General features: G+C 55.9%; 19 protein-coding genes, 1 tRNA gene and 3 pseudogenes. 6 read left to right on the top strand and 17 right to left on the bottom strand.

All coding sequences use genetic code 11. The annotated features are described in order from the left end of the window. Nucleotides 1-260: 260 nt before the first annotated feature. From PhaeoP97_RS18085 to PhaeoP97_RS18075, 3 genes and pseudogenes are all read right to left on the bottom strand, one after another. A complete protein-coding gene (locus PhaeoP97_RS18085) occupies nt 261-434 on the bottom strand; it encodes a CsbD family protein (protein ID WP_072506650.1) in 174 nt (57 codons plus the stop codon). A 94-nt stretch (nt 435-528) separates the two neighbouring features. Next, nucleotides 529-1,186: pseudogene (locus PhaeoP97_RS18080) on the bottom strand (DUF998 domain-containing protein). Nucleotides 1,187-1,488: 302 nt separating this feature from the next. After that, nucleotides 1,489-1,968: an MgtC/SapB family protein gene (locus PhaeoP97_RS18075; RefSeq protein ID WP_072506727.1), complete on the bottom strand. Its 480-nt coding sequence runs from the start codon at nt 1,966-1,968 to the stop codon at nt 1,489-1,491. Between the two features lie 362 nt (nt 1,969-2,330). Here PhaeoP97_RS18075 and PhaeoP97_RS18070 point away from each other — a divergent pair, with 362 nt between their 5' ends. After that, nucleotides 2,331-3,194, top strand: a complete 864-nt coding sequence (locus tag PhaeoP97_RS18070; RefSeq protein WP_072506649.1) for a mechanosensitive ion channel family protein — start codon at nt 2,331-2,333, stop codon at nt 3,192-3,194. Between the two features lie 922 nt (nt 3,195-4,116). Here the strand turns inward: PhaeoP97_RS18070 and PhaeoP97_RS18060 are convergent. Beyond that, a complete protein-coding gene (locus PhaeoP97_RS18060; protein ID WP_072506648.1) occupies nt 4,117-5,046 on the bottom strand; it encodes a LysR family transcriptional regulator in 930 nt (309 codons plus the stop codon). 118 nt (nt 5,047-5,164) lie between these two features. On the opposite strand from PhaeoP97_RS18060, the gene PhaeoP97_RS18055 reads away from it, so the two are divergent. Beyond that, nucleotides 5,165-6,715: a proton-conducting transporter transmembrane domain-containing protein gene (locus PhaeoP97_RS18055; protein ID WP_072506647.1), complete on the top strand. Its 1,551-nt coding sequence runs from the start codon at nt 5,165-5,167 to the stop codon at nt 6,713-6,715. A gap of 18 nt (nt 6,716-6,733) precedes the next feature. After that, on the top strand, nt 6,734-9,199 hold the full coding sequence (locus tag PhaeoP97_RS18050; RefSeq protein ID WP_072506646.1) for a YbcC family protein: 2,466 nt from the start codon (nt 6,734-6,736) through the stop codon (nt 9,197-9,199). Nucleotides 9,200-9,279: 80 nt separating this feature from the next. On the opposite strand, the pseudogene PhaeoP97_RS20930 reads toward PhaeoP97_RS18050, so the two are convergent. The 13 genes and pseudogenes from PhaeoP97_RS20930 to PhaeoP97_RS18005 all read right to left on the bottom strand — a co-directional run. After that, nucleotides 9,280-9,465: pseudogene (locus tag PhaeoP97_RS20930) on the bottom strand (hypothetical protein); the annotation flags it as partial. Nucleotides 9,466-9,676: 211 nt separating this feature from the next. Next, the gene (locus PhaeoP97_RS18040) at nt 9,677-10,147 is read right to left on the bottom strand and encodes a toll/interleukin-1 receptor domain-containing protein (RefSeq protein ID WP_072506645.1); all 471 of its coding nucleotides are present in this window, start codon (nt 10,145-10,147) and stop codon (nt 9,677-9,679) included. Between the two features lie 356 nt (nt 10,148-10,503). Continuing rightward, a complete protein-coding gene (gene istB, locus PhaeoP97_RS18035) occupies nt 10,504-11,235 on the bottom strand; it encodes an IS21-like element helper ATPase IstB (RefSeq protein WP_072503358.1) in 732 nt (243 codons plus the stop codon). After that, nucleotides 11,232-11,861: a Mu transposase domain-containing protein gene (locus PhaeoP97_RS20925; RefSeq protein WP_420849006.1), complete on the bottom strand. Its 630-nt coding sequence runs from the start codon at nt 11,859-11,861 to the stop codon at nt 11,232-11,234. The genes istB and PhaeoP97_RS20925 overlap by 4 nt, the downstream gene beginning before the upstream one ends. Then, a pseudogene (locus PhaeoP97_RS20920) lies at nt 11,838-12,275 on the bottom strand (IS21 family transposase); the annotation flags it as partial. The pseudogene PhaeoP97_RS20920 and the gene PhaeoP97_RS20925, both read right to left, overlap by 24 nt. Before the next feature lie 12 nt (nt 12,276-12,287). Next, entirely contained in the window at nt 12,288-12,731 is a 444-nt protein-coding gene (locus PhaeoP97_RS20555; protein WP_217525901.1) for a hypothetical protein, read from the bottom strand. 617 nt (nt 12,732-13,348) lie between these two features. Then, a complete protein-coding gene (locus PhaeoP97_RS20360) occupies nt 13,349-13,873 on the bottom strand; it encodes a hypothetical protein (protein WP_157891271.1) in 525 nt (174 codons plus the stop codon). A 164-nt stretch (nt 13,874-14,037) separates the two neighbouring features. Continuing rightward, nucleotides 14,038-14,280, bottom strand: a complete 243-nt coding sequence (locus PhaeoP97_RS18025; RefSeq protein ID WP_072506644.1) for a helix-turn-helix domain-containing protein — start codon at nt 14,278-14,280, stop codon at nt 14,038-14,040. A gap of 636 nt (nt 14,281-14,916) precedes the next feature. Next, complete coding sequence (locus tag PhaeoP97_RS18020; RefSeq protein WP_072506643.1) at nt 14,917-15,558, bottom strand: pentapeptide repeat-containing protein; 642 nt, start codon at nt 15,556-15,558, stop codon at nt 14,917-14,919. 449 nt (nt 15,559-16,007) lie between these two features. Continuing rightward, the gene (locus tag PhaeoP97_RS20355) at nt 16,008-16,598 is read right to left on the bottom strand and encodes a DUF995 domain-containing protein (RefSeq protein ID WP_157891270.1); all 591 of its coding nucleotides are present in this window, start codon (nt 16,596-16,598) and stop codon (nt 16,008-16,010) included. Between the two features lie 576 nt (nt 16,599-17,174). Next, a tRNA-Arg gene (locus PhaeoP97_RS18015) sits at nt 17,175-17,251 on the bottom strand. Between the two features lie 111 nt (nt 17,252-17,362). Then, a complete protein-coding gene (locus PhaeoP97_RS18010) occupies nt 17,363-17,848 on the bottom strand; it encodes a DUF995 domain-containing protein (protein ID WP_072506642.1) in 486 nt (161 codons plus the stop codon). A gap of 99 nt (nt 17,849-17,947) precedes the next feature. Then, nucleotides 17,948-18,871 (bottom strand): calcium-binding protein, encoded by a 924-nt coding sequence (locus PhaeoP97_RS18005; RefSeq protein ID WP_072506641.1) that lies wholly within the window; start codon nt 18,869-18,871, stop codon nt 17,948-17,950. A gap of 526 nt (nt 18,872-19,397) precedes the next feature. Between PhaeoP97_RS18005 and PhaeoP97_RS18000 the strand changes: the two genes are divergently transcribed. The 3 genes from PhaeoP97_RS18000 to PhaeoP97_RS17990 all read left to right on the top strand — a co-directional run bounded on the left by PhaeoP97_RS18000 (nt 19,398) and on the right by PhaeoP97_RS17990 (nt 23,030). Further along, nucleotides 19,398-20,954 (top strand): ABC transporter substrate-binding protein, encoded by a 1,557-nt coding sequence (locus PhaeoP97_RS18000; RefSeq protein WP_072506640.1) that lies wholly within the window; start codon nt 19,398-19,400, stop codon nt 20,952-20,954. A 151-nt stretch (nt 20,955-21,105) separates the two neighbouring features. Further along, nucleotides 21,106-22,086, top strand: a complete 981-nt coding sequence (locus tag PhaeoP97_RS17995) for an ABC transporter permease (RefSeq protein ID WP_072506639.1) — start codon at nt 21,106-21,108, stop codon at nt 22,084-22,086. Then, nucleotides 22,083-23,030: an ABC transporter permease gene (locus PhaeoP97_RS17990; RefSeq protein WP_072506638.1), complete on the top strand. Its 948-nt coding sequence runs from the start codon at nt 22,083-22,085 to the stop codon at nt 23,028-23,030. Before PhaeoP97_RS17995 ends, PhaeoP97_RS17990 begins: the two co-directional genes overlap by 4 nt. Nucleotides 23,031-23,035: the final 5 nt, after the last annotated feature.

Raw genomic sequence — 23,035 nt, 5'->3', positions numbered from 1 at the left:
CATCAACCGGATTTTCGACCGGGTATGTGTCTGGGACCTCTTGTGGCGGCGACGCGGGCGCCTCCTTTGGGCGGGGTGCCGGCACTTCGGGCGGAATGGGATTTGGGTCGTTGGTCACGGTGATGTCCTCGGTTGTGGCGACGAGCGTCCCGTCGGCGGGGGCGTGTCACCGATATTACTGGCTGCGGCGGGAGACCGGCGCGAGATGGACGCGATGCGTCCTATCTCGCGCAGATCGGGCAGGCGGCCGGAACCTGTTATCAATCGGACAGCTTATCCTTGACGTCACCGACGCCTTTCTGCAGCTTGCCTTCCGCCTGATCGGTTTGGCCGTCACGCTTCAGCTCATCATTGCCTGTTACATCGCCGACTTCTTCTTTGATCTTGCCGCCGATATCCTTGGCTTTGCCTTTTGCTTGGTCATCATTTGCCATGGTGCTGGTTCCTTTATGTGTGATGATAACCCAACGGTTCGGAATGGGGTTTGTTCCATCGAGAAGAGCCTGCCCTACGAGAACCTCTTCGATTTTACAGCGACGGGCTGGCACCGGCGTCAGTGGCAAAACCCCGGCGGATAAAAAAAGCGGCCAATGTGCCGACAAAGGCAAATGCGATCATGCCAAGGTAGCGTTCATATGCGCCGTCGACATGTGTTGGCAGAAAGAAAAAAAACGGGTGCTGACAGGGTCCAAACGCCCGCGATGCAGGTCAATGCCGTTGCAAGTATATTGCCAGCCCTGCGCACGCCCTTTGCCATCAATACCGGTATGGCCGCGATCAAGGCACCCAAAGCATACACAAGATAGATATGAATAACCACGCCTTCCTGATCACTGTCGCCATATTCGTCTCGTGCACCCACGAGGAACACAATAAGCCCAAGCAGCGCCAGCCCAACTGTTCCGAGGCTCCATTCCCAGCCACCCATGTGAACATGCGCTGCCAACAGCGATAGAGATATCAAGGCGGCCGCAAACGCGTAGATCCCAATGTCGACGATAAACTCATACTCGCCCGCCCCTAAATCGCTGATCGTGTCGGCAATCCAATCATGGTCTGGCACGATCTGATCCGCGATCAGAATACTGGCTGCGAAGATCAGGCATCCGAGAATGGCATAGACGCCAAGGGCGATCATAAGCGTCGGTTCCTCAGCCAGCTTTGGCTGCGCTGTCTCTTTGATCATCATGCTCACCTTGGAGAGTCGTCTAGAGGTTTGATTTTGGTCAGCGGCAGTTTGTCCGGGCATCTATGCTGCACTTTGGGCGCGAAATTCCGCATATTTCGCTGTGGGCGCGCGCGACGACGTGCGCCCCGTAACGTGTTCCAAAGCCGTCGTGGAGTACCAAGTCTATAAACACGTCGATCTCCGTGATTTCTGTACTCTGCTGACAAACCGTGATTGCCACAGCTCACTAGCCTAACGAATGGTTGCCAAAATCGTTCCATTGAGGTTGAGCCGGAACCCGGTGCCATCGCTTGGGTGGTTCAACGGAGATCAGGCCTGTCGTCAGCGCCACGATGTTCCATGATACGGCTGACAGCGAGTAAAACGGCTGCAAGGATCGCGCAAACAATAGCAAAGACACCGTAGCCCATACCCGCAGCCAACCCCAATGCCCCAGACAGCCATAGGCTCGCAGCGGTTGCCATCCCTCCGACCCGCTTGTCGCCCTGTATGATAGCCCCGGCCCCCAGAAAGCCCAACCCACCGATAAGCCCCTGAATGACCCGTGTTGGATCCGCTGATAGCCCCGCATCTGTCATATCCTGCGCCATCTCGACGGACAGGATTGTAAAGATGGCCGACCCCAGAGAGACCATCATATATGTTCGAACCCCAATTCGGCGTTTGCGAACTTCTCTGTCGATGCCAAGTATGGCACCCGCCGCAAGCGCCAACACCAGCCGCAGGAACCAATCCCCCTGCTCGAATTCAAAACCTATTCCGCTCAGCCATTCTGGCATGCCCAATTCCATATCAGTTTACCATTTCCAGATTGATACCACGCCGCACGCCCTCTTGCAGCATCTGACTGCCTGGCGCCTGTCGACCTCTGTCTGGGCGGGGTTGTGACCGTTTGTTGGCTGGCAAAGGCATTGCACTCGAGACCGCGGTCGGTAGAGTGGTTTTTGGAATCTGGTGTGTAAACCAGCAATAGAAACATCGCCGAGATCTCGGTTTGGTTCCAGCGTGAACAGGCCCGCTCGCAAAATTGGGAACGAAACGCGTTGAAAACCGTTGTACCCATGTGGTGCGAAGCAGATGGCACCGCTAGCGTGTAAAATTCGTTTCGACATGATCTTCCCATTTCAGAGAACTGTTCACCATGGAACCCATCCAAATTCTGCTGACTCAACTGACTGAGATCGCGCGGGCGTCTATTGCTTTGCTCCCTCAGCTTGCTGTCGCGTTTATTGTTCTTCTACTGACCATTGCTTTAAACAGGCTTGTTCATTTTGTTGTTCGGCGGATCGTTCGTGGTATGAAACTGCGCCAAAGCCTCAAGGATCTGTTCAACCTGCTTGCCTCGATTTTTGTTTGGATGATGGGGATCATGATCGCCGCTGTCATCGTTTTTCCCGGTCTGACGCCTGCAAGTATTTTGGCGGGCCTTGGCATCGGGTCGGTTGCCATCGGTTTTGCCTTCAAAGATGTCTTTGAGAATTTTCTCGCTGGGATCATCATTCTGTTCCGACGCGAGATGCGCATCGGCGACCATATCGAATGTGAAGGCATTGAAGGCAAGGTCGATCAGATCGCCATTCGGGAGAGCCATATCCTGCAAACCGACGGGCAATTGGTGATCGTGCCAAACTCAATCCTATTCAAAAACCCGGTTATTATCCGAACCCACGGCGACCTGCGCCGGGTCACGATTATATGTGGCGTGGCCTATGATGAGGACGTTGATGCCGCACGGGATGTCATTGCCAAGGCGGTGTCCGATTGCGACACGGTTGATCAGTCCGGGCACCCGATTCAGATTTTTGCTCAGGAATTCGCGAGCTCTTCGATCAACTTTGAGGTGACATGGTGGGCGGGATCTGAACCCGTCGAAGTCCGCCGCTCAAAGGATCAGGTTGTCGCCCGTGTCAAACGTGCCTTGGATGAGGCCGGGATCGAAATTCCGTTTCCCTACCGGACGCTTACTTTCAAAGAGCCGCTGCCTCTAGCACGTTCGCGTCAATAGAGGCACCCAGTTGACCGCCAGGGTCGCCGCCGAGTGCACCTGCAGGTGCGCTACACTTAAGAGAAGCGTAACCTCTAGCATCGACATCCAAACCGGTATTTCCGGTTCCAGTTCTAGAGACCTCAACAGCTCGGCATAATATAGCGCCCGCATCAAGTTTGTAGACGTTGGTATCGCGGCTAGCATCGCAGTGGAATTCCGTGCCAGTCCCGACCACCAATAGGCTTACATCACAACCAAAATGAATGAAATTTGCTGACCTTAGTTTCCTTTCATCGAAGTACCAGCATAATCAATTGACAAAGCTGTAGGTGCTGCAAAATTCAAATTTCCGGCATATACAAATGTGCCGGTGGTGTCTGAAAAATGTCTAATCCAGCACCATCAACTATATCCGTGAGAGGCTGAAATTTAACGCTAACGCTATCGCGTACGTGTGCGACAAAATTTTGGGTGATTCGCCCATTGAAATATTTTAAAGATTTAATTGTAAATATAGATGTTGCCGCAAATTAGCCTAAGGGTTTTCCCCCAACTAGCCGCCTAACAAGCCGACCCTCACGTTTCCATCATTAGGTTTTGATGCGAAATATTCCGAAAAATTATTATTAACTAAATACTCTGTTATACAGATCATCCATACAAGATGCGTATAATTACTCCCAGTTAATTCATATCCCAACCTGACCGCCAGCTTATGCGCCCGTGGCAGATCAACACCGGACGTGACATGCAGCGATACTTCGCGTGCGTTCTGGGCTTTGGCCCAGCGATGGCGCCCTTGCATCAGTGTGAACGCGATCCGCCCGCCCCCAAGCGTGCTTCGGACACTGCACGATACCGCGATATGGCCGAATTTCAGCAGTTCCTCGTCGGCAGGCTGACCAAACTGTCTCCCGTAGCCGTAATCGAAAGCTCAATCCTACTGCGTCGGGTCAAATCCGGCATTGCGCGCACCCCGTGATCCGCAATGTAGCACAGACACGCTACCGGTCAGCACCTCTTGTACCAAAGGGTTTGGAAAGCGCCGCCGCATGGTGATGGCATAGAAGGTTTCGCGGATGCGGGGGTGATCTTCTGCCTCCAGCAACCGCCCGGAAGACAACTCATCCTGCACCACGATTGGGGCCACCAACGCCAGGCCGATATCTTCGCGGGCCAGCAGGCGCATCATCGCCATATCATCGACCTCTGCCGCGACTTGCGGCACCACAGACAGGCGGCTGGCCATCGCATCAAAGGCAATGCGGACCGTATTGTCCGTGGTCGGCAGCACAAAAGGCTGGGTGGTCAACAGCTCCCGGATGGGCAGGCGCGGGTTCAGCCGGTCCGGGGTGCCAACAATGCTGACCGCCTGATCCGCGATTTGATGGGTTTCATAAGGTGTCAGGCTGTCATTGGGTGGTTCACGGTTCATCAGCACCAGATCAAGGTTCAGCGTCGCCAGCCCCTCCAGCAGTTCAGGCGGGTTGCCGGATCGCAGGATCACCTCGACATCGCTGCGCGCCAGCATCGGCCGTAGAAATCCGATCTGAAAATTCCGCGACAGCGTCGCCAGCGCGCCGACGCGGAGGGCCTGACGGCTGCGGCCAGTGTCCTCAAGCGTGGCGATCAGCTCTTGCCCGGTGGCAAAGATCGCATCCGCATGATCGAGCGCGATGCGTCCGGCTTCGGTCAGATGCAATTGCCGCCCGCGCCGGTCAAACAGCGGGTGGCCCAGCCGTTCTTCCAGCTGCTTGATCTGCACAGACAGCGCCGATTGCGACAGGTTCAGCCGCTGGGCGGTGCGGGTCAGATTGCCGTCATGGGCGACGGCCCAGAAATAGCGCAGGTGATGATAGTTCAGAGGCATTCGTTCGGTTTAATAGAACGAAAATCACAAAACAATGAATTTTTATTAATTTTCGCCCGACGTTACCTCTTTCGCTGACGCAGCGTCGCTTGCTGCACTGTGATTGGGAGAGCCTCTTATGATGTATCTGTTTCTGCCGCTCCTGGCCCCGGCCCTGCTGCTGGCGGTGGCGTTCCGTGCCCGCCGCAGCCCCGGTCGGCGCCCTGCTGCATTGCCACGTCTGGCGGAATATGCAGGGCTTGGCGCTTTTGCTGTTTCGGTGATGTCTGCGGTTTTGCTGATGATGACCGGTCCGGGCAGCTCGCCCTTGCTTGGCCTTTTTGGAGTTGGCCTGTCGGTGCGGCTGGATGTGGTCAGCGTCGTGATGCTCTGTCTGGTCAGTTTCATTGGCTGGATCGTCCTGCGTTACAGCGCCACTTATATGGATGGCGAGGCGCGGCAGGGCGCCTTTACCGGCTGGATGGCGACCACTTTGGCGGCGGTTCTGCTCTTGGTGATGTCGGGTAATCTGGTGCAGCTGGTGCTGGCCTGGACTGCCACCAGCCTGTGTCTGCATCAGCTGCTGCTGTTTTACCGTGACCGGACCACAGCGCGCCGCGCGGCCCGCAAGAAGGCCTTGGTGGGGCGGGCCAGCGAGCTGTCTCTGGCCGTCGCCGCGCTCTTGCTGATCATGGCCTATGGTACCAGCGATATTGCCACCATTCTGGCCACCGCCGCGCCGGATCTGCTCACGGGTGCAGCCGCAGTGCTGATCGCGCTGGCGGCGGTTCTGGCCTCAGCGCAGTTTCCGACCCATGGTTGGCTGACCGAGGTGATGGAGGCCCCGACGCCGGTGTCCGCATTGCTGCATGCCGGGGTGATTAACGCGGGCGGATTCCTGCTGATCCGCTTTGCCGATGTGATGCTGGCCGCGCCTGCGGTGATGGCGGTGCTGGTGATGCTGGGCGGGTTCACTGCGCTGTTTGGCGGGCTGGTGATGCTGACGCAGCCGGCCGTGAAGACCTCGCTTGCCTGGTCCACTATCGCGCAGATGGCGTTTATGATCATGCAATGCGGTCTGGCGCTTTTCCCGCTGGCGCTGCTGCATATCGTGGCGCATTCGCTCTACAAGGCGCACGCGTTTCTCAGCGCGGGTGAGGCGGTGGCCAATGTTGCCGCGATCCGGCGCCCCGGTCCCGTCGCAGTGCCGAGTGGACGCAATGTGATGCAGGCCTTTGGCATCGGTATCGTGATCTATGCACTGGTTGGGGCGGTCTTTGGCTTTGACGGCAAATCGGTGCAGGCGATTGCGCTGGGAGTGATCCTGATCTTTGGCGTGGCCTATATCCTGGCGCAGGGTCTGGCCGATGCCGCCCCCGGTGCGCTGACCCGGCGCACGGTGATCTATGCCAGCGCGACGTCGGTCAGTTACTTCCTGCTGCAACTGGCGGCGCTGAAGCTGACCGCAGGCACCCTGCCCGCCACTCCTGCCCCCGGCCCGCTGGAATGGGCGCTGATCGTGCTGGCGCTGGTCAGCTTTGGCGCGGTGGCTGTGGCGCAGGCGACCTTCCCGCTCTGGGCGATGCACCCGGCTGCTGCGGGGCTGCGTGTTCACCTGTCCAACGGGCTTTATGCAAACGCAATCTTTGACCGGCTGCTGGATGGCTGGTCCAAGCGCACAACGGCCTGAAATCGGGAGACTGACCTTATGTTGATGAAGCACGAAACCTATCCCGCCGCCCTGCTGGAACTGGTCACCAAGGCCAATACCGCCAGTCGTCAGATCCCGCCGCTGTTTCCGTTGACCGCAAGTGTCGCCGTGAACCCCTTTCTGGGCCAAGGCGACGAACCGCTGGCCAGAGCCTCGGCGCGTCTGGCACGGGTGGCGGGCCAGCGCATCACCCCGCAGCGCAGCCATTGGGCCGCGCAATATCATAGCGGCGTACTGCGCGACGATGATCTGCGCGCGGCCCTCGCGACTGCTGTACATGGCCCTGCCGAGGCGGTCACCTTGCGGGATCTGAGCGCCGTCCTGACGTCAAAGACCCCGGATGCGGGCGCTACAGATCTCAGCGCGGTGCCAACCGTGGCGGAACTGGCTGCAGATGTTTCGGGCATAGACTGGCCCGGCCTTGTTGAGGATCGGATCGGCGCCTTTGCCGCCAGTCATTTCGATCAGGGGCAGGCACTGTGGCAGCCCGACCGGACCGGAGGTGCCTATGCCGCGTGGCGGCAGTTTGCGAGCCGCGATCTGACGCCGGAAATCCACGGGCTGCACGGGTTTGGCGGGTTTGTTGCCGCCACCAACCGGTCACATTGGCGCGCGATTGGTCGCGCCTCCGAAACGCTGGGTATCAGTTTTGACGCGGCCGAAACCGCGTTTCATCGCTGGCTGATCACCCTTCAGGGCTGGGCGCAATTTGGCCGCTACCTGTCGTGGCAGGCCGAGCTGGAGGGCAGCAGCGACACCACCACGGTTGAGCTGTTGGCGATCCGCATGGTGTTTGACGAAGCATTGTTCCATCAGTACCGCGATCAGATCACTGCCCGTTGGGACGCGGTGATCACCAGCCATGAAACCCCGGTGACGCCAACCCGCGATCAGGTGGTGGATGCGATCCTGCAAGAGGCTGGCGACCGGGCACAGCAGCGGCAATTGGCCAGCACATTGGCAAGGCCCAGCCCGCAGGATCCCGCGCAGGACAACGACACAAATGCGCGGCCCGTAGTGCAAGCGGCCTTTTGCATTGATGTGCGGTCCGAAGTGTTCCGCCGCGCGCTGGAGGCGCAGGATAGCGGCGTCGAGACTATCGGGTTTGCTGGGTTCTTTGGCCTTGCGGCAGCGCACTCAGCGGCTGGATCCGATGTGTGTGAGGCCCGTGGGCCGGTCCTGTTAAAACCCGGCGTCACCTCATCGGCGGTTGAGGCGGGCAATCTGGATCTGGCGCGGCGCTATGCAGCGCGGGCCAGACGCGCCTGGGGTCGGTTCAAGCTGGCGGCGGTGTCTTCCTTTGCCTTTGTTGAGGCGATGGGGCCGGTTTATGCGGGCAAGCTGCTGCGTGATGCCTTTGGTGTCAGCGGTCGCGCGGCCACCGATCCGGCGCCGCAACTGGACCCATCGGTGGATCTGGACAGCCGCGTCGCAATGGCAAAAACCATCCTGTCGGCGATGTCGCTGACCGACAACTTTGCCGCTGTGGTTCTGCTGGCAGGTCACGGCGCGGATGTGACCAACAATCCCCATGCCAGCGCCCTGCAGTGTGGCGCTTGCGGAGGTTATGCGGGCGATGTGAATGCGCGGCTGCTGGCGGGATTGTTAAACGATCCATCTGTGCGCGCCGCCTTGTCGGATCAGGGAATCAAGATCCCCGCAGACACGGTATTCCTGCCTGCGTTGCACCACACCACCACCGATCAGGTGACCCTGTTCGAACAGGATTTGCCCGATGGGTCCACAGTGCGTCTCACGCGTGAGCTGGCCCGCATCCGCCGCTGGGTCAAGGCTGCTGGCGCATTGGCGCGCAGTGAACGGGCGGCACGGCTGCCGCGGGCGCAATCGGGCAAGGATATTCTGCGCCGCTCGTCTGATTGGGCCGAGCTGCGCCCCGAATGGGGGCTGGCGGGGTGTCGGGCCTTTGTTGCCGCGCCACGCAGCCGGACCGAAGGCACTGCGCTGGACGGGCAGTCCTTCCTGCACAGCTATGACTGGCGGGCGGATGAGGGGTTTGGCATGCTGGAATTGATCATGACGGCGCCGGTGGTGGTCGCCAGCTGGATCAGCCTGCAATACTATGGCTCCAGCGTGGCCCCGGCCCTGTTCGGCGGCGGCAACAAGCTGTTGCACAATGTGGTCGGCGGTATCGGCGTGCTGGAGGGCAATGGTGGTGCGCTGAAACCCGGCCTGCCCTGGCAGTCGGTGCATGATGGCGAAGCACTGCAACATGACCCGCTGCGCCTGACCGTGGTGATCGAAGCCCCGCGTGAGGCCATGACCCAGATTCTGGAGCGCCACCCGCAGGTGCGCGCCCTGTTCGACAATGGCTGGCTGCATCTGATTGCGATGGACGATCAGGGACATCTGGTCTGGCGCTATGACGGGGATCTGGGTTGGTCGCGGTTTGACGCGGGCGAAATACTTGGCGCGGGTTCTTCCATGGTCATCGCTGCCGAATAAGAAGGTCAGACCGCCCCGCTACGCCTAGACACACAACGCTGCCCAGTAGATGTGAGGGCGGCGTTATTCCTGGGAGTCGTTTATGAAAATCGCCGTTCATAGTATTGGGCTGAACACACGGGTCGCGGACTTTGCTGCTTTTCGCCGCGACTGGCCGAGGTAAAGGCCCGGTTCAATTGCCGATGCGAGATCGGATTGATCCTCGGCCTGCCCGGGAACAGCCAGCCTTCTGGACGCGCCTCACGCCACCAGTCACGCAACAGGTTCCCGGCGTTCACGACCGTCGCTCTGAAGGAGGTCGCTCCTCTATCTGCGATAGCGGCCACGCAATCCGGCAATTGAGTCAATCTCCTCGGTCGCGTGTTGGAAGTAATCCTTGATTGTGGCGAACGGAGCATCGCGGAAGTCGCCTCGGTCGATCTCGTCAAACTCCCGTTTCGCACGATAGCGGGCCGTCGCTGTTCGCGGGGCCACTGGTTAATGCGAGGCGTTACCTATGGGCGAAGGTGCGTTTTCCGCTTCGATGATCCGGCACAATTCCTGCACCACATTAAGGTAGGCCGTATTCGGATTGGCCCATCCGCTGATCGCTTTACCGTCAGTGGGCACCGCCTTGAGCAAGCGCAATTCACCCATTGCCTTCCAGTCGCATTCCTCCACGATGATGGGCACGACGCGGGCACTCCCGGCTGCATGGCGTTCAAGCGCCCGTTTCATTTCGCGCTCGACACAGTAATCAGACGCGATGAAGTCTGGGCTGATCATGAGCAGGAATAGGTTGGCTGCTTCCATTTCCCGTTCGATCTCGGAGTCGAGTTCGCTGCCAGCTAAGATGTCGCGGTCGTACCACGTTTCAATTTGTCCCTCCCTTGTGAGGTTCTTGAGATGTACGTGCAGCCGGTCAAGCGCGGCTTTGTCATGGTGGGAATAGGAAATGAATGCCCGCATTAGTTCACCTTGAAATGTTGCCTGTTTGTTCGCATTGCAGTCATGTCTCTGATAGGCCGCAACAGCTGCAAGTGTTTGCTCGAGCCGTCATAGCGTCCTTCAGAATTTGCATATTGTAGGTAGGGCGCCAGCGGCTGCTTTGGAGTATGCAGCAACGTACTGCTCCCAGTCTGCCAATGGTCCGGAAGCGGCGACGCCATTAATGGCTGAAAGCGTGTATCGCACTGCATGTCAATGAGCGTTCAAAGTTGACCCGGTTTCAGCATTTAAAATTGACCCACCCCATGTGGCGCAAAGCCCCCAGGCGGGCCGCCCTCATATAGCGAGTCCGTCTGGGGGCTTTGCTTTCGGGACGGTTACTTTTCTCTGCGGCTTTTGCTCTGAGCAAAGCGATAGGACGTGTTGCCGGTTTCGATGATTGCGCAATGGTGGGTGACGCGATCCAGCAGCGCGGTGGTCATCTTGGCATCGCCAAAGACCGAGACCCACTCTCCGAACTCCAGGTTGGTGGTGATGATGACGCTGGTTTTCTCGTAGAGCTTGCTGATCAGATGGAACAGCAATGCTCCGCCAGACTTGGGGAACGGGATGTAGCCCAGCTCGTCGATGATGACGCAATCCAGAGCCGAGAGTTGCCGGATGATCTTCCCGGCATTGCCCTCGGCCTGTTCCTTGATCAGGGCGTTGATCAGATCGACGGCGTTGAAGAAGCGTGCCTTCTTGCCGTTGGTGATCAGGGTGGTGCCCAAAGCGATGGCGATATGGGTTTTGCCGGTGCCGGTTCCGCCCACCAGGATGAGGTTGTGCGCCTCTTGGGTGAACTGCCCTGTGCAGAACGGTTCGATCTGGGTCTGGGTGATGGCGGCAGCACCATAATCGAAGGTGGCGAAGTCCTTATGATGGGGGAACTTCGCGATCCTCATTTGATACTGGATAGAGCGCGCCCGCCGCTCTACAGTCTCCGCGTCGATCAGTTGCTTTATCGCTGTGGTCAGACTTGGTGGCTTGCGCGCGGACAGCAAATCATGTGCGCAAGCTGCCATTCCGTGCAACCTCAGGGCGGTCAGTTGGTCGATCAGGGCGTTCATGCGGCAACCTCCTCAGTCGAGCACAGGATCTCATAGCGCTTGCAGTCGGCCTCGGGTCGCAGGGTCAGTTGCGGATAGGCATAGGCTTCGCTGAGCGGCGTGATGACCGGCTCCACCAACTGGTTAATCAGGTTGATGATGGCGGGCAGGCGGAGGGTGTTTTGTGCCACGGCCAGTTCACAAGCCATCTCGACAACCTCGATCCCGTGATCCTGGACGAGCAGAAGCAGATCAACGAACTCCCGATCCCCGCCCTTGTCTGCCATGTAATGTTCCCTGATCTGGTGCATGGCCTCAGGCAGTTGCCAGTCCACGAAGGGTGCGCCATTGCGTAGGGCGCCGGGCTTGCGATCCAGCAGAGGAACATAGTGCCAGGGTTCAAAGTAGCTGACGTTGCGGGTGAAGCGGCGCTTATGCTCGGCGATGATATCCTGGCCCGACACCAGCATAATCCGGCCCGCATAAGCGCGCAGCGACACATGTTGACCGGCAAAGTGGGACGGGACGCTGTAGCGGTTGCTGGCATATTGAACCAGGCAAGTGGATCGGACACGAACCGTCTTCTCAACATAGCCGTCAAAAGGCCGACCCAAGGGGCGCAGCTCGGCGCGTTCGTCTTCGAACACCTCGGCAATCGTGCGATCCTGCTGTTCGGGATGGGGACGATTGGCCAGTTCTTCACAGCGCAGGCGCAACCAGTTGTTCAGCGCATCAAGATCTTCAAAGGCAGGCTTGGGCACAAACAACCGGCCGCGCAAAAACTGGACCTGGTTCTCGACCTGCCCCTTCTCCCAACCCGCTGCGGGCGTGCAGGCAACAGGTTCCATCACATAGTGGTTCATCAGAGCCAGGAACCGGGGATGGAATATCCGGTCCTTCGAGCGGGACACATAGGTCACCATGGTCTTGGGGTTATCAATGATCACCCGTCGTGGAACCCCGCCATAGAAAGACAGTGCCTGCACAAAAGCATCCAGAACCATCTCCTGGGCTTCGCCGGGATAGGCGATCACCAAAGGCTTGCGGCTGTGGCACAGGCGGAAATGGGCAACCTAGATCTTTTGTTCAACGCCGCCCAGGACAACCCGTTCTTCGCTCCAGTCAAACTGAAGGGCGTCACCAGCAGCAAAATGCAGGGGGATAAAAGCATCGCCAGAACCGGCGCCAGCCCGCTTCAGATCGCGGACAAATCGCTGAACTGGAGAATAGGACCCGGTGTAGCCTTCCACCACGAGCTGCTCATAAAGCTTCTGGGCCGTTCGCCGCTCCCGACGTGGTCGCTTCTGGTCCTGATCGAACAGTTCCTGAAGCCGGAGATCAAACCCGTTGCACAGTTTGTGCCGAACCGGTGGAGCCTGGCGCTGGTAGCTCGGCGGGCTCTCATCCTTCAAATACTTCTTGATCGTGTTGCGCGATAATCCCGTCGCCCGCGCAACAGACCGGATACTGCGCCCTTCAACCAGCACCCACAGACGGATCTTCGATACACTTTCCATCAATAACACCTGCTCTTTCCTCCGCACTTGAAGCGCGGATGTTAACGAAACAGGTGGGTCAATTTTACTCGCTCATAACCCACCTAAGTGGGTCAATTTCGCATGCCGATTCACACCCTGCACTCGGCACAGGGAAACTCTGACATTCTCGAGCGCTCGAAAAGCGCCCGTTTTCAAGGGCTGCTTTGTCCAAGTAAGGTCTTGAGATTTGCCCGATACACAAAGCCGAGCGTAGTGTTAGCCGCCAAGATGAAGCGGCCAGCCTAAGCCCAATTGAATTCAAAATGGCGCTTGGGTCAATGTTGTGACGGAAAAGTCAAACATCTCTGGCGTTTTACACATTCGCTGTGGAACGTCTCGCATCTTTGACTCGATGCGTTGAGATTTCTGAATCCTATCACCGGGCCGCGTCACGCAATGCTGACCCAAACGTCAAGCATTTTTGACCCAAACGGGAGCTTAATCGCGAGCTAGGCCAAGGTCGACAGAGCGGATTTTGCAGACAGTCGCTGCGCTTGCATCAATGTCCGATCTGGTAAACCGTTCGACAAACGATCATTTTGGGATAACAATCCTCGTACAAAAAGCGCATCAACACACTGAAATTAGCCTACCATCTAGGATCCAGTTCGTATCCAGCGGCTAATTCGCAAGCCTCCGCGCACCAGCAAAAGAAAAACTCCCGCTGCAAGGAAGCCATAAAATGGGATAGCCATTACCCTGATGGTGAAACTTTTGACATCACGTATAGCAGCATCTCTCAGATATGGGCGCATCTCATTGAGAAATTCTTCTGGTGCTTGTGCGTTGTTGCACAGAGAAACACCCCAGTGGACGATAGAACGTGGCACACCTTGCGGCCAAGAGCTTCTTGGCTTGACGGGATTAACCCCGCACTGTTCCACCCAAGTATGAAACGACATATCGAAATGCCAACTCTTGTCTGCCTTCTCTTCCTCTGTTCGAGTATCAGGAAAAAACGGAAAGGCGGCTCGTGAGTTTGGCACTCTTTCAGTGACGGCAGCGGCCCTGATAATATGACCAGGCGGCTCCTCTGTGTAGCGCCAAGCCGATACAGCACAACCGATGATCAGCGCCGCCACGGCAAGTCCGCGTGCTTGCGGCGTTCTCAACCTAAACATCGTAAACCTTTTCCTTCATGAGCTATTCCAAAAACGCTCCTTTTTGGAATGTCCGCAAAAGTCGTAGATTGCTGCCTCCACAAACCCTGTTCAAAACCAAAGTGGTTGTTGAACGCTCTTTCCCCCACCACGATAGCAGACATTAGCCGCGATGCAAAAGCGCGCTAAAGGGCTCTTTGTCCTCTTCCGCAAAGATCAGGGAAAAGCTGCTCTGGCGTAGTTTGTAAAGCCTCGGCCAAAGCCTGCTCGATCTTTGCAGACCGGCACATTCTCTTGCCCACCAAGGTGACAGCAGAGTCAGTCACGCCCAATTCGCGGGCGATCTTTGCGAGAGAGCTTCCCCGGAATCGAAGATCGGCCTTGAGGCGTTCATGTCGATCCAAATGTTGTTTTGTGGGCTGACGCATGTTGACACAATGACGCAACGCAAATTTTTGGACAACACGGAACGCCAGCGGGCAGTGTTCTGATGCTGGGTGAATGTTGCGGCGAAAGAGTTCGGCCTGGACTCTGTTGGATCAATGATGTGACGGAAAAGTCAAACATCCCTGACGTTCTACACATTCGCTGTGGAACGTCTCGCATCTTTGACTCGATGCGTTGAGATTTCTGAATCCTATCACCGGGCCGCGTCACGCAATGCTGACCCAAACGTCAAGCATTTTTGACCCAAACTGGAGCTTAATCGCGAGCTAGGCCAAGGTACAGACGGGACTCAGCCGTCATTCGTTTTCTCGCCTTCGCCGACGCAGCATCCTCTTGCAGGTGCGGCACCGTTTCTGCGGCGCCACAGCAAGTGTCGCCATAGCAGCCGTTCAAACGTTGTTCGACAACTCTGATCCAAACCGCTCTTTCGCCGCATGGCTGATGTACGCGAAGGTCGCCGGACATCCCGACCTTGAGCCTTAACGCCTCAATGGCTGCTTGCAAGAATCGGGAAAATTGCGGTGGAACAGTGGTAATATGCCGATTTCGAGTGAACCCTAAATTCGAGCACGATATGAGTTAAATTTCGAAAGAACCATCTGGTGATCATAGCGATATCAAAGAACCATCAAGCCCAATCCATGCAGTAATTCGGTTGCCTGATTTTTGGAAATGATCGCGCCCCTAAAGCAAGTCGCATTAGAGAACGTCAGAATCCCGAGGTCAGCCGAACGCAAATCCGCGCCATCAAAACGTGCGGTGGCAAGATGCGCGGCTTGTAAACGGCATCTGTCAAAGGTCGCATCACGAAAATCACAGCCAGCAAGGTCTGCTTCGGTAAAGTCGATGCCATCCAAGTGGCACTTTCGAAAGTTCATCTTACGCAGAAACGCACCCGAGAGAAGGGAACCGTTGAAGTCCACCCCTAAGGCGCGAGCATCTTTGAAGTCGGCACCGGTTAACTTGCAATCCCGAAATATTGAGCCAGATACGTCTGCCCCTGACCAGTTTGTGAGGGACAGATTACACCCCTCAAATTGGGCGTCAGATAGGCGAGAATAGCTAAAATCAGCCTTAAGCGCCTTACACTTCAAAAATGTGCACTCTTCCATGAGCGCGCTGACAAAACTGCAATCATGGAAGACGCAACTCTCAAATCGATACTGTGAAAGGTCCATGCCATCAAAGCGCAGCAGTCTAAATTCACATGAAATAAAATCCGTCCCGTCAAGGGTGGTTATGTCGTCAACAATCTGCATCGGGGCCGAACTGCCTTCTCAAATTTTTTCATGCCGAAGCCCGCAATGTCTGCAATGCAAGACTTAAAAAAGCACGCGGCATATTGCGTAAACTAAGCGACCATAGACACTACATGCCATCAACAATGCAGGCCCGTCCACACCTCCTTGCCTCGGATGTAACGGGTGGTGCCAGTTTTGAAGCGAACATTAGCGCAGCGCAGAAATAGTACAAAGAGGGCTCGCAGCCCGATTTCTCGGTGTTTTGGCCGAAGGCTGGCTATGGAAGCACCAATGTCGGCGCACTAAATGGAGACGCAGAGTCTCAGCAACTTAGACTGGGAGGCGAACGGCAGGTTCCAATCCGCCCTCAACCTGGATCACGCCGCACTGGCATTGGGGAGCAGAGAGCCCAAAGTAACTGATGCTGCGGACAGAATAGATGTCTGCAATGTCGTGTATGTTCCGATTTATCTGCGTCGATTCCAGCCTACCTTATTGACTAAATTGCGACTTTTTAGTCCGAACCAACTCATGACCTCCTCAATTGTCATTCCCCTGTTCCTTGGAATCGGGCGTGGTAGATTTTTCCGCCGACTTAAATTCAGAACGTCGCCATCGACAATTTGTGCGGTGTCAGCGGTCAAGTCAGGTTGTATGTGAGAGCAATCCCAAGGTTCGTTCCAATATGAAAAACAAAGTCTGCCACGTTCAGAGACTGACCATCTTCCCTGTACCACGCTGGTATTGCCTGGATACGCAAGAAAGTACTGACCGCTTGGTGAAAAATAACCAATCTGCGTAAAACTCGGGTGTGGCGCACGCTTGGTTGTTCCTGAAAGAAAGCGCCTCAGCTGGTCAGGATCTTGCAAGAGTGCTTTGATCTTGCTTTGATCTGTTTCCGTGAAGTTTCGTATCCTGTCATCATAAGGATTAATTCCGCTGCTGCATGCAAAAAGCAAAAAGGCACAAAAAGTCAAACATAAGTTCTTTGTCATAATCATCTCATCTTTCTCTGCGCCGAAAATTGAGAATTTTTGGTAGTTCCCAAAGTTTGTCAAGGATCAATGCTTAGGCGAAGCCGTCATTGGCGCAGCCGCAGCGAAAGTCGACTCGGTCCCGCGACATGATCCTTGAGCATGACGTTCCGCTGCGGCACACATGAATGACCGGTCTTCCCGCTGCAGCAATTTCCGCGCTACGAGCGTACGCAGCACAAATCTGACATTTCCGCTGTGGGCTCTTTGTCCTCTTTCGCCAAGATCAGGGAAAAGCTTCTCTGGCGTAGTTTGTAAAGCCTCGGCCAAAGCCTGCTCGATCTTTGCAGCCGGCACATTCTCTTGCCCACCAAGGTGACAGCAGAGTCAGTCACGCCCAATTCGCGGGCGATCTTTGCGAGAGAGCTTCCCCGGAATCGAAGATCGGCCTTGAGGCGTTCATGTCGATCCAAATGTTGTTTTGTGGGCTGACGCATGTTGACACAATGACGCAACGCAAATTTTTGGACAACACGGAACGCCAGCGGGCAGTGTTCTGATGCTGGGTGAATGTTGCGGCGAAAGAGTTCGGCCTGGACTCTGTTGGGTCAATGTTGTGACGGAAAAGTCAAACATCTCTGGCGTTTTACAAGGAAATAGTGGCGGACCGAGGAGGATTCGAACCCCCGACCCCTTGATTCGTAGTCAAGTACTCTATCCAGCTGAGCTATCGGTCCACTGTGGCGGGGTTTATGCGCAGCGGCGCACGGGTGCAAGTGTAAAAGCGATACGACCGGGCAAAAAACCAGCGCCCGGTCGTATCGGCCAAGATTGCATTCTCACGCTACTCAGAAACCGAGTTTGGAGCGGCTCTGCTGCACCTGTACTTGGAATTTGTATCCCCGTACCAGGCCTGCATCTTTGCCCATTGGCCACCATTCGGAATCATTGGGCCAGCTGCGCCACATCACACCCCAGGCATCTACAACGTGGCTGATACAGGACTTCTCGCTGACGCTGGCACCGGCACGGCGGCCGCTCGGGTAGTACCAAACCAGATCCTGACACATGCGACCGCTGGCATCGACGCTCCAGGTTCCGGCCCCAAGATTATCGCTTTGATCTGCACACCAAGCGCGGGCCTGCCCACCAGGGGCGAAATAGATGCCCCCTCCGCAATTGTTCGTCCAGAGTTCCGTCTTGCCAGAGTAAACTTTGGCAATCTTCTGCGGGTTGGCGACCTTTGCACTACGCGGCAGAGGATCCGCAACAGAGACCGTGGGCAAAGCGCAAAGAAGTGCGACGGCAACTAAGTTTTGGCTGGTAGTAGTCATTCTGTACCCCCTTGTCTAAACCGGCTATCCGGTCGTGTTCGCTCGAAAGCGGAGTTGTTGCGGCCGTTGGTGAACTGTCGCCGCCACAGCATCAGTCTATCAGAAGAGAAAGTGGTCAGGGTTCTGAAGATCCGCAATTGTCATGTCTTCGACAAAAACAGTCACATTGGCAAAGTAGATCGCAACATTGTCATCGACCTGCCCAAAATCAACATCACCCATGTCTTCGGCGCCCCGACCCAGTTTGATCCGGTCAATCCCGATTTCAAAATCGGTGATCCGATCAGTGTGGTCGCCCTGATTGAATACAAAGATGTCTGCCCCGGTTCCGCCACTCAAAATGTCGTCGCCCGTCCCGCCGAATAGACGGTCAACACCTGCACCGCCACGGATGATGTCGTTACCAGATCCGCCGATCAGTCGGTCGTGCCCTTTGCCGCCGCCCAAGATATCATCTCCGATGCCACCAAATAGTAAGTCACGACCAACACCACCGCGCAGGATGTCGTCGCCACCGTTGCCATGCAGTGTGTCAGCCCCGTGACCGCCGCGAAGACTGTCTACACCAAGCCCGCCGGTGATGAAGTCACTGCCCACACCCCCAGCCACCGTATCGTTACCAGCGCCAAGCGAAACTCTGTCGTTTCCACCAAATGTCTGGATTTCGGTCACGTTATCATTGAGCAGAGCTGTGATTGCGTCATCACCGGACAAGAACGCACGTGCCAGATCACCTGCCGGCAAGGACGCAAAACGGTCAAAGCTCATGGAGATGTTCGAAATTGATACGATTGGCGCACCATTTAGGGAATGGTCGATGGAATAAATCTGCCAGGTAGCTTGGTCGACGCTTGAGAAGTCGCCACCAATGCGCAGAACCGAGCCATCGTCGGCGGTTTGTTCCAGTTCTGTAGCAGAGATCACGGTATCAAATGAGGCGCGCGACGTTTCAAATCCGTCGAAGGCGAGGTAGTTGCTAAGCGAGGATACGCCTGGAAACGACGCAACGAATACATTTGCCATTGTGGGTTCTCTTTGCATTGAATGGAATAAGTTGAGTAAAAGCAGATAGATTTTTTCTGTATCATTCGCAAATTTTCGAACCCTCAACATGGTTAACATGTGATTAACAGGCATAAAGGACGCACAAACCCGCGGTTCGTGACGAACTGTTTCGAAACCGGGGACTATGGTGCGTCAATCCCCTCATCCTCGGAATTAAGCGATTCTCCAGTTCAACGTGTTTCGCCTCTGATTGCTGATCGACTGGCCTTCCGCTTGATTGACATTCGTAGCGGGCGTGAGGTGGCATAGCACGAACGCAGGCATAACCTCCTTTCAGCAGATATTGGCGGATGCCCTGTCGATTGATCGCTATGAAAAGACGCCTTAACCACCAGTAAGAAAGAGGTTCTTCGCCTAATTATTTGAAAAATAACAACTATATTAGCTATACTCATTTTGCATAGCGGCATTGCAATCGGCATTGGATTGTTCGGCATCGCTACGATACCGATAAAGTAACAATACAGTAACGGGAGGACTAAAAATGAAACATTTTGCGAGCAAGCTCGCGGTTGCCACGCTTACGGCGACGCTGGGAACGGCCGCGATGGCTGAGGTGACCGTGAAGGTTGCCTATGATGCGGATCCGGTATCTCTGGACCCGCATGAGCAGCTGTCCGGTGGCACACTGCAACTGTCACACATGGTTTTTGATCCGCTGGTCCGCTGGACCAAAGACCTGCAATTTGCACCGCGTCTGGCCGAGAGCTGGGAGCAGATCGACGAAACCACCATGCGCTTCAAGCTGCGCGACGGCGTCACCTTTCACAGTGGCAATGCGTTGACATCCGCTGACGTAGACTGGACGTTTGACCGCTTGAAAGAAAGCCCGGACTTCAAGGGTATCTTTGCAGCCTTCACCGACGTGGAAGTTGTCGATGAACTAACTTTCGACCTGAAAACCTCTGAGCCCTATCCGCTGGTCCTGCATACTGCGACCTACATCTTCCCGATGGACAGCCAGTTCTACACCGGCACCACCGAGGATGGCAAAGACAAGGCCGAGCTGGTCAAGCATGGCGACAGTTTTGCCTCGCGCAACCTGTCCGGTACCGGTCCTTTCACTGTCACCGAACGTGAGCAGGGCGTAAAAGTCGTCTTTGATCGCTTTGATGGCTACTGGGACACCGCGTCCGAGGGTAACGTCGACAAGATCATCCTGACCCCAATCAAAGAAGATCCTACCCGCGTTGCAGCTCTGCTTGCCGGTGATGTCGACTTTATCGCGCCGGTTCCGCCAACCGATCTGAAGCGTGTCGAAGAGAACGACGGCACCAACCTGATCACCGAGCCGGGCACCCGTATCATTACATTCCAACTGAACCAGAATCGAGTGGATGCGTTCAAGGACGCACGCGTTCGTCAGGCGATCGACTACGCCGTGAACAATGCAGGCATTGTAGACCGTATCATGCGTGGTTTCGGGACCGTTGGTGCGCAGGCAAGCCCTGCTGGTTATCTCGGCTATGATGAGAGCCTAACCGCGCGGTTTGACGTCGAGAAAGCCAAGGCGCTGATGGCCGAAGCTGGTTATGCAGACGGGTTTTCGGTTACGATGATGGCGCCGAACAACCGGTACGTGAATGATGACAAGATCGCTCAGGCCGTGGCTTCCATGCTGGCAAAAATCAACATCAAGGTTGATCTGCAAACCATGCCAAAAGCGCAGTACTGGCCTGCCTTTGACGAACGGGCCGCAGACATGATGATGATTGGCTGGCATGCGGATACCGAAGACTCAGCCAACTTCCATCAGTTCCTAACCCATTGCCCAGACGAAGCAACCGGCAACGGTCAGTACAACTCGGGTAATTACTGTAACCCCGAAGCGGATGCGCTGATGGCCGAAGCCAATGCAGAAACCGACACTGCCAAGCGTGGCGAACTGCTGAGCAAGCTTGAAGGCATCCTCTATGAAGATGCGGCATTCATTCCGCTGCACTGGCAGAACCTGGCATGGGGGGCTCGCGATGGTGTTCACGCTGAGAAAATCGTGAACGCTCTGAACTTCCCTTACTTCGGCGACCTCAAAGTCGACTGATACTCATCCGGCCGGGGCGGCCTGACTGCCCCGGCCTTTTTTCGGTATTCCCCAGATTTTCACCACTTCTTTGTGGGCATAACCCTGCCGCCCCACGGGTGACTGCGGCTTTGTGCCTATCAACAAGTGACTGATACAAGGTAACCCCAATATGCTCGCTTACCTCGTGAAACGTGTGTTTCAGGCTATCGCGGTGATGTTCGCCATCTCGGTGATCGGCTTCGCTATTCAGGACAATCTCGGCGATCCGCTACGCGAACTGGTCGGCCAATCCGTCTCGGAAGAGGTCCGTCAGCAGCTGCGCGACGAACTTGGCCTGAACGACAGTTTTTTAACCCAGTATGTCCGCTTTCTGGGCAACGCCTTACAGGGCGATCTTGGCACCAGCTATTTCTTTAAGGAACCCGCGCTGGACGTGATCTTGAAAAAGCTACCCGCAACGCTGGAGCTGGTCGCGGGTGCGACATTGATCATTGTCGGATTCTCAGTGCCACTTGGGGTTTACACGGCCATTAAGCCCAACTCCATCCTGAGCCGCCTGATCATGGGCCTGTCGATTGTTGGCATCTCGATCCCGGTGTTCCTGACCGCCATCCTGATGATCTTTGTCTTCTCCGTCGAGTTTGGATGGTTCCCATCTTATGGACGTGGGGATGTTGTGCATGTCTTTGGTTATTGGGATACCAATTTTGCAACTGTCGATGGCTGGTCTCATATTCTGCTGCCCTCCATCGCGCTTGCCTCGATCATGTTGCCGCTGTTCGTGCGTTTGATCCGCGCAGAGATGATGGAAGTGCTACAAAGCGAATACGTCAAATATGCGCGTGCAAAAGGCATCCACCCGTTCCGTATCTATTTTGTCCATGCCCTGAAAAATACGCTACTGCCGGTAATTACCGTGGGGGGTGTGCAGATCGGCACCATGGTGGCCTACACCATTCTGACCGAAACCGTGTTTCAGTGGCCCGGCATGGGGTTCATGTTTCTAGAGGCCGTAAATCGCGTCGATACCCCGCTGATCGTTGCTTATCTCATCGTTGTCGGCTTCATCTTTGTGGTCACCAACACAATTGTTGACCTGATCTACGGGCTCGTCAATCCAACTGTTAATCTGGCGAGGATGGGCGCATGAACAGTCTCAGCACAAACCAAGTCACGCCCTCGCGGCTCAACCGCCTGTGGAATTCCAACATGGGCTACAGCTTCCGTCGCAATCCCGTTGCCATGGTGTCCTTTGCGGTGTTTTTGATCATTACGATTGCCTCCCTTCTGGCACCGTTTCTAGCACCGTTTGATCCCTATGATCCGTCGCAGATAGACATCATGAACAGCGAGTACCCGCCGACATGGATTGATGGCGCGGACCCGCAGTTTATCTTCGGAACTGACGATCAGGGCCGGGATCTTTGGTCCACCATTCTCTATGGCACCCGGTTGTCGCTGCTGATTGGCCTCTGTGCCGTTGCGCTCCAAGCTTTCCTAGGGATCTCCATTGGCCTGATTGCCGGCTATGTCGGAGGTCGGATTGATAGTCTTCTGATGCGTTTTGCTGATATTCAGTTGTCGTTCTCCACCCTGATGGTGGCGATCATCTTCCTGGCCGTGACACAGGCGATATTTGGCAGCGAGACCTTCAACCAATACGCAGTCTACTTTCTGATCGCGGTCATTGGTGTCGCGGAATGGCCGCAGTACGCCCGTACCGTTCGGGCAACTGTGCTGGCCGAAAAGAAGAAAGAATATATCGACAGCGCGCGTGTTTTGGGCTTTGGCCCGATACGCATTATGGTGCGGCATATCCTGCCCAACTCCCTGTCGCCGATTTTTGTGATTTCTACCGTGCAGGTCGCCAATGCCATCATTTCTGAGGCGTCGCTCAGCTTTCTTGGTCTGGGCATGCCGCCCAGCCAGCCCTCTCTGGGATCGCTGATCTCCTCGGGCTTTGATTACATCTTCTCGGGCAGCTGGTGGATCACGGCCATCCCCGGCGTGGTTCTGGTACTGCTTGTTCTGGTTATCAACCTTCTGGGTGACTGGATGCGCGACGTGTTGAACCCAAAACTCTACAAAGGATAAAAGCG

This window comes from Phaeobacter porticola, assembly GCF_001888185.1.
Lineage (GTDB): Bacteria > Pseudomonadota > Alphaproteobacteria > Rhodobacterales > Rhodobacteraceae > Phaeobacter > Phaeobacter porticola.
Note: the sequence above shows the minus strand (reverse complement) of the source record. Positions and strands in the feature narration are given on the sequence as shown.

What these genes read in the sequence shown, in the direction of transcription:
- PhaeoP97_RS18085 (WP_072506650.1), bottom strand. Translation starts at nt 434, where the DNA reads ATGGCAAATGATGACCAAGCAAAAGGCAAAGCCAAGGATATCGGCGGC.
- PhaeoP97_RS18075 (WP_072506727.1), bottom strand. Translation starts at nt 1,968, where the DNA reads ATGCCAGAATGGCTGAGCGGAATAGGTTTTGAATTCGAGCAGGGGGAT.
- PhaeoP97_RS18070 (WP_072506649.1), top strand. Translation starts at nt 2,331, where the DNA reads ATGGAACCCATCCAAATTCTGCTGACTCAACTGACTGAGATCGCGCGG.
- PhaeoP97_RS18060 (WP_072506648.1), bottom strand. Translation starts at nt 5,046, where the DNA reads ATGCCTCTGAACTATCATCACCTGCGCTATTTCTGGGCCGTCGCCCAT.
- PhaeoP97_RS18055 (WP_072506647.1), top strand. Translation starts at nt 5,165, where the DNA reads ATGATGTATCTGTTTCTGCCGCTCCTGGCCCCGGCCCTGCTGCTGGCG.
- PhaeoP97_RS18050 (WP_072506646.1), top strand. Translation starts at nt 6,734, where the DNA reads ATGTTGATGAAGCACGAAACCTATCCCGCCGCCCTGCTGGAACTGGTC.
- PhaeoP97_RS18040 (WP_072506645.1), bottom strand. Translation starts at nt 10,147, where the DNA reads ATGCGGGCATTCATTTCCTATTCCCACCATGACAAAGCCGCGCTTGAC.
- istB (WP_072503358.1), bottom strand. Translation starts at nt 11,235, where the DNA reads ATGAACGCCCTGATCGACCAACTGACCGCCCTGAGGTTGCACGGAATG.
- PhaeoP97_RS20555 (WP_217525901.1), bottom strand. Translation starts at nt 12,731, where the DNA reads ATGGAAAGTGTATCGAAGATCCGTCTGTGGGTGCTGGTTGAAGGGCGC.
- PhaeoP97_RS20360 (WP_157891271.1), bottom strand. Translation starts at nt 13,873, where the DNA reads ATGTTTAGGTTGAGAACGCCGCAAGCACGCGGACTTGCCGTGGCGGCG.
- PhaeoP97_RS18025 (WP_072506644.1), bottom strand. Translation starts at nt 14,280, where the DNA reads ATGCGTCAGCCCACAAAACAACATTTGGATCGACATGAACGCCTCAAG.
- PhaeoP97_RS18020 (WP_072506643.1), bottom strand. Translation starts at nt 15,558, where the DNA reads ATGCAGATTGTTGACGACATAACCACCCTTGACGGGACGGATTTTATT.
- PhaeoP97_RS18010 (WP_072506642.1), bottom strand. Translation starts at nt 17,848, where the DNA reads ATGACTACTACCAGCCAAAACTTAGTTGCCGTCGCACTTCTTTGCGCT.
- PhaeoP97_RS18005 (WP_072506641.1), bottom strand. Translation starts at nt 18,871, where the DNA reads ATGGCAAATGTATTCGTTGCGTCGTTTCCAGGCGTATCCTCGCTTAGC.
- PhaeoP97_RS18000 (WP_072506640.1), top strand. Translation starts at nt 19,398, where the DNA reads ATGAAACATTTTGCGAGCAAGCTCGCGGTTGCCACGCTTACGGCGACG.
- PhaeoP97_RS17995 (WP_072506639.1), top strand. Translation starts at nt 21,106, where the DNA reads ATGCTCGCTTACCTCGTGAAACGTGTGTTTCAGGCTATCGCGGTGATG.
- PhaeoP97_RS17990 (WP_072506638.1), top strand. Translation starts at nt 22,083, where the DNA reads ATGAACAGTCTCAGCACAAACCAAGTCACGCCCTCGCGGCTCAACCGC.